Raw genomic sequence first — 15,381 nt, 5'->3', positions numbered from 1 at the left:
AGACCATCGGCTGACGCCGTCTGGATCGCGGCGACGGCATGGGGATGGGACAATGGGCCATCCCACTGCCGCCGTTGCCCCGATGCTGATCGCCTTCAACAAACCGTTCAACGTGCTGTGCCAGTTCACCGACCGCAGCCAGCCGCCGCGCGCGACCCTGGCCGGTTTCGGGCTGCCACCGGCGGTATACGCGGCTGGCCGGCTGGATTACGACAGCGAAGGCCTGCTGTTGCTCACTGATGACGGCGGCCTGGCACACCAGTTGACCGATCCGCGTCACAAGGCGGACAAGACCTATTGGGTGCAGGTGGAAGGCACAGTGACCGATGCGCAGCTCCAGGCGCTGCGCCGTGGCGTGCTGCTCAACGATGGCCCCACATTGCCGGCCGGTGTCGAGCGCTTGGAGCCGCCACCTGAACTGTGGCCGCGCATGCCGCCGGTGCGCTTCCGCAAGACAGTGCCCGATGCGTGGCTGGCGATCACGCTGCGCGAGGGCCGCAACCGGCAGGTGCGACGCATGACCGCGGCGGTCGGCCTGCCCACGTTGCGCCTGGTGCGTATCTCGATGGGCGCGCATGCGATCGGCGATCTGCAACCCGGCCAATGGCGGCAGATCGGATAATAAAAAACCGCCGGCAGAGACCGGCGGTTTCGATGCACGTGCGGTAACGCGTCAGCGGATCAGGCGTCGCTGCCGATATCGCTGGTTTCGTCCACCACGGTGTCGTTGCGGCGATTGCGGGCGCTGATGCGCTGCGCCTGGCCGTTCACCACCCCACCGTTGGCGAGCTTCTTCTTCTGCTGCTTGCGGTACAGCGCATAGCCCAGCAGGCCCACGCCGACAGCGGCGGCGGCGATGGTCACGGCCGGATTGCGGCGCACCACCTTGGCGGCGACCTTGCTGCCGGTCTTGACCGCGCCGAGTGCGGCACCGGTCTTGATCCAGTCGGTCGCCTGCGGCCCGAAGTGACGCAGGTTGCTGCCGGCATGCTTGAGGCCGTCACCAGCGCTGCTGGCAATGTCCAGGGCACGCTCGAGGGCGCGGTCGGTAATCACAGTCAATCTGCTCATGGGGGGTCCTTGCCTAAAGGTTCTGATCCAGTGTCGCGCGGTGGCCGTGTAGGGCGTGTTATCCATTTGCTACGGCCGGATCACGACTGTAGCCGGTTCCCCGCGCTGCGCGCGCCACGTGCCGGGCGATGGTCAGGTGACAGCCATGAATGCGCGCATCGGGTGAGGAATGGGCGGCCTGCTCACGTGCCGCGCGGCTTGGCGCGGTGTGTTGCGTTCGCCGTCCACGGATCGTCCGGCCACGGATGCCGGGGATACCGCCCCTTCATTTCCTTCTTCACCTCGGCGTAGGTGTTCGCCCAGAAATTGCGCAGGTCCTGGGTGACCTGCAGCGGGCGGCCGCCCGGGGAGAGCAGATGCAGCGTCAGCGGGATGCGGCCATCGGCGATGCGCGGGGTGTCGCTCAGGCCGAACAGTTCCTGCAGCTTGACCGCCAGCACCGGCGCCTGCGGCGTGACGCCATCGGCATCGAGCGTGTAGTGGATCGGGCGCTCCATCCCCGAAGGCACGGTGATGCGGACCGGGGCATGGCGATCGATCAGCTGGCGTTGCGCCCACGGCAGCGGTGACTTCAGCGCTTCACCCAAGCTGGATTCGTCGAGCGCGTCCAGGCGGGTCCTGCCGTTGAATGCGGGGGTCAGCCAGGTCGGCAGCGTCGCCAACAGCGCTGCGTCGGAGACATCCGGCAGTTCCAGCGCCGGCATCCATGCGCGCACCGCCAGTGCACGGGCCTGCCACTGGCGCAGCCCTTCGGTCCACGGCAATGCGTCCAGCCCCAGTTCGGCAACCGCATCGGTCAGCGCCTGCGCGGCGTGCGCAGGATCCACGCGACCGGCCGAGCGGCTGTCCAGCACGATGCGATCGAATCGAGTCTCGCGTCGCGCGACCAGCGCACGCTTCTCAGCATCCCAGCGAACCACGTCTTCCTGTTTGAAGCGATCGGCGAAATCACGGCGCAGGCGGTTCTCGTCCACCGGCGCGGCGCGCAGCAGCAACGCGTCGCGTGCTTCGTAGCGCAGCTCCACCGCGACCAGCCACGGCTCGCCACGCAGATCGCTGGGATCGAACAGGCGCGCGCTGCGGCCATTGGCCAGCAGATAACGCAGCGGATCGGTCGGATGGCGGGCAGCAATCCGGTCCGGAAATGCATGGGCGAGCAGGTCACCGAGTTGATGCGCCTCGACCGACGCAGGGGGCGCGGCCTCACAGCGCAGGCGTCGCCGCCATTGCTTGCTGGCCGCATCGATCGCAGCCAGGCCCCCGCGGTTGGCATCGTGCGGCACGCGCCCCTGGCGGAACGCCGCCAGCGCACGCCACCGCGCAGCGAGTGCATCCCCCCCTTGCCGCAGCGGGTCGCGCGCTTCCACCAGCGCGGCCAGATCGCAGGCCAACGCCTGTTCGACACCCCCGGCGGCCGCCATCAGCATCGCGGCCAGCCGCGGGTGCGTACCGAGGGTCAGCATGCGCCGGCCCAGCGGGGTCAGCGTGCCGCTGTCGCTGAGCGCGGCCAGGCGCTGCAGCAGTTCACGGGCGGCGGCCAATGCACCGGCCGGCGGGGTATCGACGAAGCGCAGGTCGTCACTGCCCCAGGCGGCCAGTTCCAATGCCAGCGAAGCCAGTTCCACCTGCGCGATCTCGGGCCGCCGCTGCGCCTCCAGGCGTTGCGACTGTGGCCACAGCCGCCATGCCCAACCCTCCGCAACGCGGCCGGCGCGGCCGGCACGCTGATCGGCCGAGGCCTGCGCGATGTTCACCACATCCAGGCGCGCAAAGCCGCTGTTGGGGTCGTAGCGCGGCTCGCGTGCCAGACCCGCGTCGATCACCACCCGCACGCCGGGCAGGGTCACCGATGACTCGGCCACGTTGGTGGCCAGCACCACACGGCGGCGACCGCCGGGATCGGGCTGCAGCACCTGCGATTGCTGGTCCACCGGCAGTTCGCCATGCAGCGGCAGTACCTGCACGGCCGAATCCAGCACGGCCTGCAGCGCGGTCTGCACGCGCGCGATCTCGCGCTGCCCGGGCAGGAACACCAGCACGTCGCCAGGATGTTCGGCCAAGGCCTGCTCCACCGCGCGCCGTGCCTGCGGTTCCAGTGCCTCGTCGCGACGGGCGGGGAAATGCGCGATCGTCACCGGGAAGCTGCGGCCTTCGCTGCTCAATCGGGGCGCATCGAGGAACTGCGCCAGCCGCTCGCCATCCAGCGTGGCCGACATCACCACGATGCGCAGGTCCTCGCGCAGCTGCGACTGCACATCCAGCGCCAGGGCAAGGCCGAGATCGGCGGCCAGATGGCGCTCGTGGAATTCATCGAACAGCAGCGCCCCCACGCCTTCCAGCAACGGGTCGTCCTGCAGCATCCGGGTCAGGATGCCTTCGGTCACCACCTCGATGCGGGTTCGCGCCGAGATCTTGTTCTCGAAGCGGATGCGGTAACCGACGGTCTCACCGACGTCCTCGCCCCGCTGCCGCGCCATGAACTGCGCGGCGCTGCGGGCCGCCACGCGGCGCGGCTCCAGCATGAGGATCTTGCGGCCTTCCAGCCACGGCGCTTCCAGCAGGGCCAGCGGTACCTGGGTGGTCTTGCCGGCGCCAGGTGGCGCTTCCAGCACCAGTCGGGTGCCGCGCTCCAGCGTGGTCAGGATCTGCGGCAGCAGTGGGGAGATGGGAAACATCGGGGTACGCATGACACAAGGATACGGCGTCCGCCGCGCGCGCATTGCCAGCGGGCGTTCGGCGTGTTCCCCTGTGCCGCCCTGGAACCCTGGAGACCCGGATGCGCTGCGCGGTAGGTGTGCTGTTGTGGTTGACCGCAGGCGCGATGGCGTCGTTCACGGCCCTCGCTGCCGCGCCTGCCGCCACGGAGGCGGATACGGCGCTGCACGCGCCGTACGATGGCAATCACTGGGCGGTGCTGGCGCGGGCGCAGATCCAGGCGCGCTACCTGCCGGCGGGGTTGAGCGATGACGGCGCGATCCTGCGCGCCGTGGCCGATGGCACGTTGCGCGAAGCGGTGTACCCGAGTCTGCAGTTGGCCGACGATGTTGCCTTCATCACCTTGAAGGCACTGGCGCGCAGCACCCTGGACCGGCGCAAGGACATTCTGGGGCTGTGCCGGCGGACGGTCGGTTTCCATCTGCTGCTCGACGACACCGGTGACTGTGCTGACGATGCCGCGCGCCGCCTGCGGTTCGAGGCCGCCGCCGGCGGAGCGGTGACGTGCCGTGACTGCGCAGCGCTCGGCCTGCCCACGCGGTGGGAGCGCCATGATCGCCCCGCGCGCTGCCCCCTGCCGGCATGGGACCTGGCCGCGGCGCAGCAACAGTTCGGCGCATGGCGGACGCAGTTCGAGCGCGACATGCAGCCGTATCTGGGCGAGCCCACCGAGGCGCTCTGGCAGTCGCAGGCGCGGGCGGGCCGGTCCATCGACGGCACGGTGGTGCCGGCCTCGCGCGCCAGTGCCGCGCTGATCGCCATGACCACCGCGCCGGACGCGTTTGCCGAGGAGGTGGGCATGTCCGGCCAGGTGGCGCCGAGTGCCGTGCTCGCGCGTCTGCTGCGTCTGCTGCGGACGGCCGAGGTCAGTGGGCGCGGCGGCCTCTATCGTGAGCCGGTGCCGGCGTTGGAGGCGACGTGCGCGCAGGTCTGGTACCTGCGCATGCCGGGCACTGCCGCCAACGGACCGGTAGCGGCCACGGATACCTTCGTGCGCGGCGGCGCGCCGTTCATCACCGTGCAGCAGCAGGGCGGGCGGATACGCCTGGCCGGTCTCTCGCGTGAACTGGTCGAGGTGCTGCTCGCGCCGGCGGCGTCCGATTGAGTCTCCCGGGGCGCAGGTACAATGGCCCGGTTTTCCGTCCTGCAGCAGCCCCATGCAACTGATCGATATCGGCGCCAACCTCACCCATGATTCCTTCGATCGCGACCGCGACGCCGTGCTGGCGCGTGCGCGCGAGGCCGGGGTGGTGCAGATGGTGATCACCGGCGCCAGCCGCGAGCACTCGCCGATGGCGCTGGATCTGGCCCGCCAGCATCCGGGGTTCCTGTACGCGACCGCGGGCGTGCACCCGCACCATGCGGTGGAATACACCGACGAATGCGACGCAGAAATGCGCGCGCTGCACGCCCATGCCGAGGTGGTGGCGGTAGGCGAGTGCGGGCTGGATTACTTCCGTGATTTCTCCCCGCGCCCGGCGCAGCACCGTGCCTTCGAGCGTCAGCTGCAGCTCGCCGCCGAGAACGGCAAGCCGCTGTTCCTGCACCAGCGCGACGCGCATGCCGATTTCATGGCGCAGATGAAGAATTTCGAGGGCCGGCTTGGCCCGGCGGTGGTGCACTGCTTCACCGGCGAGCGCCAGGAGCTGTTCGACTACCTGGACCAGGACTGGTACATCGGCATCACCGGCTGGTTGTGCGATGAACGCCGTGGCGCGCACCTGCGCGAGCTGGTCAAGCACATCCCGGCCAACCGGCTGATGATCGAGACCGATGCACCGTACCTGCTGCCGCGCACGCTCAAGCCATTGCCGAAGGACCGTCGCAACGAGCCGATGTTCCTGTCGCACATCGTCGAGGAACTGGCACGTGATCGGGGCGAAGACGTGGAGACCACGGCCGCCAACGCGACGGCGGCGACGCGCACCTTCTTCCGGTTGCCTGACGCGGCCTGAGCGGGCAGGTACCGACCGTTGGTCGGTACGCGTGTCGGACCCCGCATTGGTACACCGCACCCACGACCGACGGTCGTGGGCTACCGCAGCGCGGAGCGTCCGTCGCCGTGAACCCAGGCGTCGTCCAGCCCTTCGCGATAGGTCGTGAAGCGCGGCTGCCACCGCAATGCGGCGCGCGTGGTGCGGCCGTCGATGCGCTTGTGGCTGGTGTAGAAGCGGCGCAGTGAGGCGGCCACCGCCGGTGCGTCCCACGCCTGCGCGGCGGGCAGCGGCAGCCCACTCAGCGTTGCGGCGTAGCCCAGCACGTCCTGCGGCGGCGCCGGTTCGTCATCGCTCAGCAGGTACAGCGCATGGCCGTCGGCCCGCTGCATCGCCGCCAGCACGCCGCTGGCCAGATCCTCCACATGCAGCCGGTTGAACACCAGCCCCGGCCGTACCACGTGCTTCGCCTTACCCTGCGCCAGCTGGACCAGCGCATTGCGCCCGCGCCCATACAGGCCAGGCAGCCGGAACACGGCCGAGGCGAGGCCGCGGGCCTGCGCGAGGGCCTGCCACTGCTGTTCGGCATGCAGCCGTTTCAGGGCGGTCTCATCAGTCGCATCGGCGATGGACGTCTCAGTGACCCGGCCGCCAGCGCGGTCGGCGTACACCGCCGTCGAGGAGAGATAGCCGACCCAGCGCAGGGCAGGGCTGTCACTCAGCGCCTCGGTGAGCAGGCGCAAGGCCGGGTCGCCCTCGGCATCCGGTGGCACGGTGCAGACAAGGGCCTCGGCCGTGCGGATCGCCTCGCGCAGGTCCGCGTTGATCGGTTCGCCGGCGACGAGGCGGTGGCGGACCCATCCATCGTCTGGCGCATTCGCAGGATCACGCACGGTGCCGCTGCAGGCCACGCCGTGCGCGTGCAGCAGCGCGGCCAGATGCCGGCCGCTGTAGCCCAGGCCCAGCACCAGCACGCGGGCGGGCAGCGTGGCAGGCATGGTGCTCAGGCGCTGCGCAGGCGCTGGTAGGCCTGCAGGTGCGCATAGGCCACCGCCAGCAGCGGCGCCGCCTGTCCGGCTGCGCGTGCACGCACCAGCATGTCGCCGACGATATGCTCGGCCTCCACCTGCTGGCCGGCCTCCAGATCGCGCAGCATCGAGGCCTTCAAGGCCGAGCCGGCCTGGGTGGTCGCCGTCAGCGCGATCTCGCGTGCCTTGGCCGGAATCGGCTCGCCAGCCGCCTCGGCAACGGCCACGCATTCGTCGTACAGGCCGCGCACGATCGCCGCACCGTCATCGGTGGCCACGATCGTGCCGACATCGGCGCGCATCAGGCACGTCGCCGCCGCCAACGTGGTCAGGAAGGTGTACTTGATCCACTGCTCCTGCCCGATGGCATCGGTGGCGACGTGGTCCACCCCGGCCTGCACACAGGCTGCCGCCAACGCCAGCACGCGCGCGCTGCTGCCGGTGCCGTCGCGCTCGCCGAAGGTCAGCTTGGCCGCCGGCGCCAGGTGCAGCACCGCACCATCGGCGGCCTTGGTCGCGCTGATGAAGCACAGCCCGCCCAGCACCGCGTCGCGGCCGAAGCGCGCGTCGAGATCGGCGTAATGGCGCAGCCCGTTGAGGATCGGCAGCACCGTGGTGCGCGGGCCGACCGCCGGGGCGATCGCCTCGATCGAACTGGCCAGGTCGTAAGCCTTGCAGCTCAGGATCACCAGATCGAACGGCTCGGCGCTCGCCAGTGCGGGCAGCGCCTCGGCGGTGACGTGCTTGACCGGGAACGTCGCATCGCCCAGCGGGCTGCGCAGCACCAGGCCCTCGCGCGCCAGCTGCGCCGCACGCGCGGGACGCACAAGAAACGTCACATCCACACCGGCCTGGGCCAGCCGACCACCGAAGTAACCACCGGTTCCGCCGGCGCCGAGGATCAGGAGGCGCATCAGCTGCGCATCCCCACGCCCCGCTTCAACAACCACAGCGCCAGCGCGGTCAATGCGACCACGAAGCCGATCATCAGCGCGTAGGCCACCCACAGCGGCACGTCGCTGGTGCCCAGCAGCCCGTAGCGGAACGCGTTGACCATGTAGAAGATCGGGTTGGCGTGCGTGGCCGCTTCGGCCCAGGTCGGCAGCAGCTTCACCGAATAGAACACGCCGCCCAGGTAGGTCAGCGGGGTCAGGATGAAGGTCGGCACGATCGCCACATCGTCGAACTTCTTCGCGTACACCGCATTGATGAAGCCGGCCAGCGAGAAGATCGTCGCGCCCAGCAGCACCGTGGTCAGCGTCACCAGCGGATGCGGGATGCGCACGGGGGTGAAGAACATGGCGATGATCAGCACGATCACGCCGACCATCAGCCCGCGCAGCACCGCACCGGACACATAGCCCCACAGGATCACCCAGTTCGGCATCGGGCTGACCAGCAGCTCTTCCACGTGGCGGCCGAACTTGGCGCCGAAGAACGAGGAGCTGATGTTGCCGTAGCTGTTCTGGATCACGCTCATCATCACCAGGCCCGGCACGATGAACTGCATGTAGCTGTAGCCGCCCATCTCGCCCACGCGCGAGCCGATCAGCCCGCCGAAGATCAGGAAGTACAGCGTCATGGTGATCGCCGGCGGCACCAGGGTCTGGCCCCAGATGCGCAGGATGCGCGCCACTTCGCGGCGCACGATGGTCATCAGGGCGATGCGGTTGCGCTGGCCGTCGGTGATGACCGGGGTCGGGGTGCTGCTCATGCCACGTTCTCCTGGTTGCCGGTGAGGCGCACGAACAGCTCCTCCAGGCGGTTGCTCTTGGTGCGCATCGAACGCACGCGGATGCCAGCGGCGTTCAAGGCGTCGAACACGCGGTTGAGGTCCATCGCACGCGGCATGTCCACATCCAGCGTGTGGCTGTCGGTGGCGATCAGGATCGCGCCGTCGATCTCCGGCAGCTGGGCCGGCAGGCTGCCGTCGATATCGAACAGGAAGCCTTCCACGTCCAGCTTGGCCAGCAGCTCGCGCATCGGGCCCTGGGTGACGATCTGGCCGTGATTGATGATGGCCAGGTTCCGGCACAGGTGCTCGGCTTCTTCCAGGTAATGCGTGGTGAGGATGATCGTGGTGCCGGCGGCATTGATCTCCTTGAGCACCCGCCACATGTCGCGGCGGATCTCGATGTCCACCCCGGCGGTCGGCTCATCCAGGATCAGCAGGCGCGGGCGGGTCATCATCGCGCGGGCGATCATCAGCCGGCGCTTCATGCCGCCGGACAGCGTGCGGCTCATCACCTGCGCCTTCTCCCACAGGTGGGCGCGCTTGAGCTCCTCTTCGGCCATCTTCTCGGCCTCGGCACGGGCCACGCCATAGAAACCGGCGTAGTTGACCAGGATGTCGAAGGGCTTTTCGAACAGGTTGAAGTTGATCTCCTGGGGGACCAGGCCGATCAGGCGCATGGTGGCGCTGCGGTTGCGCACCAGGTCGCTGCCGAACACCTCGACCTGGCCCTCGCTGAGGTTCACCAGCGAGCTGATGATGCCGATCAGGGTCGACTTGCCGGCGCCGTTGGGGCCCAGCAGGGCGAAGAAGTCGCCCGGGGCCACGTCCAGCGAGACGCCCTTCAGCGCCTGGGTGCCGTTGTCATAGGTTTTGCGGAGGTCACGCACCCGCAGGGCGGGCGCGGCGGTGGGCGCGGGAGTGTTCTGGGAAGCCAAGCTCTTGCCTTCGCGCCCATGGGCTGGCGCTGGATAGGGGCGGGGAGGGGCTATTATAGAAGACCCCGAGGGCTTGCCCCGGCTACACACTGTCCCGAAAAGCCGTGCCTGTTCAATTCCCCCTCAAACTGGTCGACCGGCGCATGCTCGCCCCGACCGTCGGCCACTACCAGTTCCTGCGTGATGACGGCCAGCCGCTGGATTTCCAGCCCGGCCAGTTCATCCAGGTCCATTTCGAGTACGCCGACGGCACCGCCACCAAGCGCAGTTACTCGCTGGCCACCATTCACAACCACGCCCTTGGCGCGGGCGAAGCGGTCGATATCGCGGTCAGCTTCGTCCCCGGCGGCGCCGCCACGGCCCTGTTCGAGGGCCTGGACATCGGCGGCCACGTCAGCGCCAGCGGCCCGTTCGGCCGGTTCTGCCTGCAGCCGGGCGACCACAACGCCCGCTACCTGCTGATCGCCACCGGCACCGGGGTCACCCCGTACCGGTCGATGCTGCCGCTGCTGGCCACCGCCATGGCCGAGCGTGGCGTGGAGGTGGTCCTGCTGCAGGGCGCGCGCACCCCCGCCGAGCTGCTCTACAGCGACGACTTCTATGCCTTCGCGGCCGCCCACCCGGGCTTCCGCTATGTGCCGTGCCTGTCCCGCGAGCTGCCGGAGAACCCGCATCCTGACGTGCGCCACGGCTACGTGCAGCAGCACCTGGCCGAGTTCGCCCCGAGCGCGGCCACCGACATCGCCTACCTGTGCGGCAACCCGGACATGGTCGATGCCACCTTCGAGGCGCTGAAAGAGGCCGGCCTGCCGACCCCGCAGGTGCGGCGCGAGAAGTACGTCAGCAGCAAGTAACCCCGCTTCCCGGCGCGCCGCTGGCCGGTGCGCGGCAGCCAGGTGCCGCTGCCCGGTCCCGGACCGGGCAGCGGAGCGTCGTGGCGAGCGGTAAGATGCGCCGCGCGCCGCTTCCGCCTGGCTGACTCGATGCCCCTGCATTTCCCCACCATTGCCGTGCTCGGCTTCCTGCTGTGCCTGGGCATCGCCATGGGTTTTTCGTTGCTGCTGCTTGTGCTGCGTCGGCAGCCGGCGCTGCGGCTGTGGACGGCCAGCCTGTGGATGCTGTCGGTCAGCCTGACCCTGGTCGCGCTGCGGCCGTACCTGCCGCAGGTTGCCGGAATCCTGTCGGGCAACGTCGCGGTCGCGCTGTCCGGCGTGCTGATGCTGTACGGCGTGGCGCGCCATCTTGGCCGCCGACTGCCGGCGTGGCAGCCGGTGGCATTGACGGCCACCTATCTTGGCGCGATCGCATTCTTCCTGGTGGTCCATCCCAGCCTGGTCATCCGGCTGCACGTGTTCAGCGTGTTCGCGGTACTGCTCAACGGCTGGATGACCTGGCTGCTGCTGCGCCACGCACCGCCGGCGCAGCGCACCAGCTGCCGGCTGGCGGCGGCGGTGTTCGCCGCGCAGACGCTGCTGTACCTGGCCCGCCTGTTCCTGCCGGTGGCCCCGGATGCGGGTGACGACCTCCTGCGCGCGGGTGCACCGGTCTTTGCGACGTATCTGGTCGGGCTGATCCTGGAGCTGGCGCGGTGCTTCGCGCTGGTGCTGCTGCTGGTGGAACGCATGCTGGTGGACCTGCAGCGACTGGCACGCACCGACGTGCTGACCGGCCTGCTCAACCGCGGGGCGGTGCTGGCCGACGGTGCCAGCCTGCTGGAGCTCAACCGCCGCCCCGGCCGGCCACTGGCGTTGCTGCTGCTGGACGTGGATCACTTCAAGCAGATCAATGACCGCTGGGGACATCTGGCCGGCGATGCGGTACTGCGGCATGTCGCCGACGTGCTGAGCAGCTGCGTCGCCGATCGCGAGCACCTGCTGGGCCGCTATGGCGGGGAGGAGTTCGTCCTGTTGCTGCCGGGGGCCGATCAGGCCCAGGCGCGGCAGTGCGCCGATCGCCTGCGCCAGGCGCTGCGTGAGTCGTCCGCGCGGCTGGACGGCATGCCGGTGCCGGTGACGGCGAGCATCGGCCTGGCGATCGAGCAGGGCACAGGCGACATGGCGCGCCTGCTCGGTGCAGCCGATGCCGCGTTGTACCGGGCCAAGGCCGAGGGCCGCGACCGCACCATCAGCGCGGCGGCCTTGACGGTGCAGTGAGGTGCGCGGCGACGCCGCCGCCTTCCCCGGCACGGGGCCAGCCGTGTAAGTTGGGTCACATCGGCCACGCCCGCGCGTCGTGGTGGCATGACCTTCAACAAGGGGAAGTACGGAAGATGTCTACACACCACCTGAGGCTGGCCGGTGCGCTGGTCGCCGCCCTGTGTGCCGGCTGTGCGCCGGTACCGGAAGATGCATCCGGCGCCGCCGCCGCTCAACGCCTTTTCGGCACGCTCGCGTTCCAGCCCTGCACCCTGACCAGCGCGCAGGCCAGCGCGAACGTGGAGGCACAGTGCGCCACGCTGCAGGTGCCGGAAAATCCGGCCGAACCCGACGGCCGCCGGATCGGGTTGAACATCGCCTGGCTGGAGGCCGGCAATGACGGCGCTGGCAAGGCCGACCCGGTCTTCTTCCTCGCCGGTGGCCCCGGCCAGGCCGCGACCGAGGTCGCCGCACCGGTGAACATGGCACTTCGCGATGTGCGCAAGCAGCGCGACATTTTCCTGATCGATCAACGCGGCACCGGCAAATCCAATCCGCTCACCTGCCTGGATGCGCAGGGCAAGGAGCTGCCGCTGGATGAGAACGCGGCGCCGAGCGCGCGCCTGATCGAAGACTATGCCCGCCGCTGCGCGCAGTCGCTGACCGGTCGCGCCGATACCCGCTTCTACACCACCACCGAAGCCATCGGCGACCTCGATACGGTGCGCAAGGCACTGGGCGTGGACAAGATCAACGTGATCGGTGGCTCCTACGGCACGCGCGTGGCACAGCAGTACGCCGCGCACTATCCGCAGCACACCCGCACCGTCGTGATCGATGGCGTGGTGCCGAACGACCTGGTGGTCGGTGGCGACTTCGCCAACACCTTCGAAGATGCGATCACCCTGCAGTCGGCGCAGTGCCGCCAGGATCCGATCTGCGCCAAGCGCTTCCCGGTGGACACCCGCACCCAGCTGCGCAACGTCATGGCCACGCTGGCCAGGGCGCCGGTCGAGGTCGAGTACCGCAATCCCGGCACCGGCCAGGCCGAGCGTGATGTGCTGACCGCCGATTCGGTGACCGGACTGGCCTTCATGTTCTCGTACATGCCCGAGCTGTCCTCGCTGCTGCCGGTGATGCTTGATGAGGCCGCGCAGGGTCGCTATGCGCCGCTGATGTCGCTGAGCAAGATGGCCAGCCGCACGCTCGGGGTGCAGATGAACCGTGGCATGCAGTGGTCGGTGCTGTGCGCCGAAGATGCCGATCGCTACCAGGAAGGCGCGCAGGGCGACCGTGTGCTCGGCCCGGAAGTGGCGCGCATGTTCTTCGCCGCCTGCCCGGCCTGGAACGCCGGTTCGCGACCGAAGGATTTCACCGCGCCGTTCGCCTCGACGCTGCCGGTGCTGCTGCTGTCGGGCCAGTTCGATCCGGTCACGCCGCCGCGCTACGCCGAGCAGGTGCTCAAGCAGCTGCCCAACGGGCGTCACCTGCTCGCCAAGGGGCAGGGCCACGGCACGATCAACGCCGGCTGCATGCCGCGCATCCTCGGCCAGTTCATCGACACGGCGGATGCCAAATCCCTCGACGCCACCTGCCTGGATACCCTCAGCCCGGTGCCCGCCTTCACCTCGTTCAACGGATGGGCCCCATGAACCGTTTCTCCCACCGCACCGGGGAGGTGCGCGCATGATCGTCGCCGAGAACCTGCATAAAGCGTTCAAGACCAAGACCGGCCTGATCCAGGCCGTCCAGAACGTCGGCTTCCAGGCCGAAGACGGCCGCATCACCGGCCTGCTCGGGCCGAACGGTGCCGGCAAGACCACCACCATGCGCATGCTGTACACGCTGATGAAGCCCGACCAGGGCCGCGTGCTGGTGGATGGCATCGACGCGGCGGTGGACCCGGTCGCGGTGCGTCGCCAGCTGGCGGTCCTGCCGGACGCGCGCGGGGTGTACAAGCGCCTGACCGCGCGCGAGAACATCGCCTACTTCGGCCAGCTGCACGGCATGAGTGCAGCGCGGATCCGCGAGCGCACCAAGGTGTTGTGCACGGCGCTGGAGATGGAGGACATCCTCGACCGCCAGACCGAAGGCTTCTCGCAAGGCCAGCGCACCAAGACCGCGATCGCCCGCGCCCTGGTGCACGACCCGCGCAACGTGATCCTGGATGAGCCCACCAACGGGCTGGACGTGATGACCACGCGCGCGCTGCGCGGGTTCCTGCGCGGGCTGCGTGACGAAGGTCGCTGCGTGATTTTCTCGAGCCACATCATGCAGGAGGTGGCCGCGCTGTGTGACCACGTGGTGATCATCGCGCAGGGCACGGTGATGGCCGCCGGCAGTGCCGATGAGCTGCGCGCACAGACCGGGGAAAGCAACCTGGAAGATGCCTTCGTCAAGGCAATCGGTACCGAAGAAGGATTGCACGCATGAGTTCGTTCGCCACGCTGTTGACCGTGATGCGCAAGGAACTGCGCGATCTCTCCCGTGACCGCCGCACGCTCGCGCTGACGCTGCTGCTGGGGCCGCTGTTGTACCCGGTACTGATCCTGGGCATGAGCAAACTGGCCGAAAGCCGGGTCAAGACGCAGATCGAGCAGCCGCTGGAAATCCCGATGATCGGCGGCGAGCATGCCCCCAATCTGGTGCGTTTCCTGGCATCGCAGGGTCTGAATGCGACCGAGGCACCGAAAGACCTCACCGAGGCGATCCGCAGCCAGCGCATTGATGTGGCGCTGCGCATCAGCCCGGACTTCGGCAAGGACTGGGCCGACGGCCGCCCGGCGCTGGTCGAGATCATCAAGGACAGCACCCGCCGCGCCGCCGATATTCCCAGCAGTCGCCTGGAGGCGGCACTGGGCGGCTACAGCCAGCAGGTCGGTGCGCTGCGCCTGCTGGCGCGCGGTATCGATGCACAGGTGGCGCGACCGCTGGACGTCGCCGCACAGGATCTGGCCACCGCCGAAGCCAAGCGCGGCATGATGCTGTCAGTGCTGTTGCCGATCCTGCTGACCATCACCTCGTTCCTGGGCGGCGCCTACCTGGTGATGGACACCACGGCCGGCGAGCGTGAGCGGCAATCGCTGGAGCCGCTGCTCGCCACCCCCGCACCGCGCAGTGCGATCGTCAGCGGCAAGATCGCCGCAGCCTGCGCTGTCGGTGTGGCATCGCTGTTGCTGACCCTGGCGGCCTTCAAGATCAGCGCGCAGCTTTCCTCGGGCGGGGTAGGCCGGCAGCTCAACATGGGTTTCCTGCCGATGCTGCAGATGCTGCTGATCATGCTGCCGATGCTGTTCATCGGTACGTCGCTGCTGACCTTCCTCTCGGCCGCCGCCAAAAGCATGAAAGAAGCCCAGAGCCACATGACCTGGCTGATGCTGCTGCCGATGCTGCCGGGGTATGCGCTGATGGTGTACCCGATCAAGAGTGAGCTGTGGCAGTTCGCGGTGCCGTTCCTGGCACAGAACCAGATGCTGCTCAAGATCATCCGCCACGAAGCGATCAGCCCACAGATGTGGGCGGTCTACCTCGGTGCGGGCTTCGGGCTGGCGGCGCTGTTCTGGTATGCCGCGGTGCGCCGCTACCATCAGGAGCGGTTGGCGATTTCGGGTTGATCCACGAAGGGCTTCGAAAGGGGCCCTTCTTCAGGGGTGGATTCGCATGACGACAGCGCGCCTCAGCGCTTGACCGGTGAGGCGCGGTCCGTGTTGGATACGACACATGGGATCACTGGTAGAGGCTGCACTCGCAGGCGATCTGCGCTTACCGCGATGCTGTCCGGCTAGATTGATGGGTGACGAGCTTTCGGAGACGGAGAGCGAGCCCGCC

At 68.8% G+C, this 15,381-nt stretch carries 14 protein-coding genes; 8 read left to right on the top strand and 6 right to left on the bottom strand.

Features of this window, described 5'->3' with window-relative positions:
- Nucleotides 1-82: 82 nt before the first annotated feature.
- On the top strand, nucleotides 83-622 hold the full coding sequence (locus ABE422_RS06445; protein WP_346482717.1) for a pseudouridine synthase: 540 nt from the start codon (nucleotides 83-85) through the stop codon (nucleotides 620-622).
- Between the two features lie 59 nt (nucleotides 623-681).
- Here ABE422_RS06445 and ABE422_RS06440 read toward each other — a convergent pair whose 3' ends face one another.
- Nucleotides 682-1,071: a hypothetical protein gene (locus ABE422_RS06440; RefSeq protein ID WP_102788673.1), complete on the bottom strand. Its 390-nt coding sequence runs from the start codon at nucleotides 1,069-1,071 to the stop codon at nucleotides 682-684.
- Between the two features lie 182 nt (nucleotides 1,072-1,253).
- Nucleotides 1,254-3,758, bottom strand: a complete 2,505-nt coding sequence (hrpB, locus tag ABE422_RS06435; protein ID WP_346482690.1) for an ATP-dependent helicase HrpB — start codon at nucleotides 3,756-3,758, stop codon at nucleotides 1,254-1,256.
- Nucleotides 3,759-3,847: 89 nt separating this feature from the next.
- On the opposite strand from hrpB, the gene ABE422_RS06430 reads away from it, so the two are divergent.
- Together ABE422_RS06430 and ABE422_RS06425 are read left to right on the top strand one after the other, a co-directional pair.
- Nucleotides 3,848-4,891 carry a hypothetical protein gene (locus ABE422_RS06430; RefSeq protein WP_346482689.1) on the top strand — a complete coding sequence of 348 codons (1,044 nt, stop codon included), beginning with the start codon at nucleotides 3,848-3,850 and terminating at the stop codon, nucleotides 4,889-4,891.
- A 52-nt stretch (nucleotides 4,892-4,943) separates the two neighbouring features.
- Nucleotides 4,944-5,741, top strand: a complete 798-nt coding sequence (locus ABE422_RS06425; RefSeq protein WP_346482688.1) for a TatD family hydrolase — start codon at nucleotides 4,944-4,946, stop codon at nucleotides 5,739-5,741.
- Nucleotides 5,742-5,821: 80 nt separating this feature from the next.
- Here the strand turns inward: ABE422_RS06425 and ABE422_RS06420 are convergent, their stop codons facing one another.
- Genes ABE422_RS06420 through ABE422_RS06405 form a run of 4 tightly spaced genes read right to left on the bottom strand, consistent with a single transcriptional unit; the run spans nucleotide 5,822 to nucleotide 9,418 of the window.
- A complete protein-coding gene (locus ABE422_RS06420) occupies nucleotides 5,822-6,718 on the bottom strand; it encodes an NAD-dependent epimerase/dehydratase family protein (protein WP_346482687.1) in 897 nt (298 codons plus the stop codon).
- Between the two features lie 5 nt (nucleotides 6,719-6,723).
- Nucleotides 6,724-7,662 carry a 2-dehydropantoate 2-reductase gene (panE, locus tag ABE422_RS06415; protein WP_313209443.1) on the bottom strand — a complete coding sequence of 313 codons (939 nt, stop codon included), beginning with the start codon at nucleotides 7,660-7,662 and terminating at the stop codon, nucleotides 6,724-6,726.
- Complete coding sequence (locus ABE422_RS06410; protein WP_259261992.1) at nucleotides 7,662-8,462, bottom strand: ABC transporter permease; 801 nt, start codon at nucleotides 8,460-8,462, stop codon at nucleotides 7,662-7,664. The genes panE and ABE422_RS06410 overlap by 1 nt, the downstream gene beginning before the upstream one ends.
- Nucleotides 8,459-9,418: an ABC transporter ATP-binding protein gene (locus ABE422_RS06405; RefSeq protein ID WP_121040818.1), complete on the bottom strand. Its 960-nt coding sequence runs from the start codon at nucleotides 9,416-9,418 to the stop codon at nucleotides 8,459-8,461. Before ABE422_RS06405 ends, ABE422_RS06410 begins: the two co-directional genes overlap by 4 nt.
- 104 nt (nucleotides 9,419-9,522) lie before the next feature.
- Between ABE422_RS06405 and ABE422_RS06400 the strand changes: the two genes are divergently transcribed.
- From ABE422_RS06400 to ABE422_RS06380, 5 genes are all read left to right on the top strand, one after another.
- Nucleotides 9,523-10,272, top strand: coding sequence for a ferredoxin--NADP reductase (locus ABE422_RS06400; protein ID WP_346482686.1), 750 nt, complete (start codon nucleotides 9,523-9,525; stop codon nucleotides 10,270-10,272).
- 129 nt (nucleotides 10,273-10,401) lie between these two features.
- On the top strand, nucleotides 10,402-11,571 hold the full coding sequence (locus tag ABE422_RS06395; protein WP_346482685.1) for a GGDEF domain-containing protein: 1,170 nt from the start codon (nucleotides 10,402-10,404) through the stop codon (nucleotides 11,569-11,571).
- 116 nt (nucleotides 11,572-11,687) lie between these two features.
- A complete protein-coding gene (locus ABE422_RS06390; RefSeq protein WP_346463394.1) occupies nucleotides 11,688-13,205 on the top strand; it encodes an alpha/beta hydrolase in 1,518 nt (505 codons plus the stop codon).
- Between the two features lie 34 nt (nucleotides 13,206-13,239).
- The gene (locus ABE422_RS06385) at nucleotides 13,240-13,986 is read left to right on the top strand and encodes an ATP-binding cassette domain-containing protein (RefSeq protein ID WP_313209434.1); all 747 of its coding nucleotides are present in this window, start codon (nucleotides 13,240-13,242) and stop codon (nucleotides 13,984-13,986) included.
- Nucleotides 13,983-15,167 carry an ABC transporter permease gene (locus tag ABE422_RS06380; RefSeq protein WP_121040808.1) on the top strand — a complete coding sequence of 395 codons (1,185 nt, stop codon included), beginning with the start codon at nucleotides 13,983-13,985 and terminating at the stop codon, nucleotides 15,165-15,167. The genes ABE422_RS06385 and ABE422_RS06380 overlap by 4 nt, the downstream gene beginning before the upstream one ends.
- The last annotated feature ends 214 nt before the right edge of the window (nucleotides 15,168-15,381 follow it).

This window comes from Stenotrophomonas sp. TWI1151 (assembly GCF_039673135.1).
Lineage (GTDB): Bacteria > Pseudomonadota > Gammaproteobacteria > Xanthomonadales > Xanthomonadaceae > Stenotrophomonas.
This window is presented reverse-complemented; position numbering and strand designations above follow the sequence as displayed.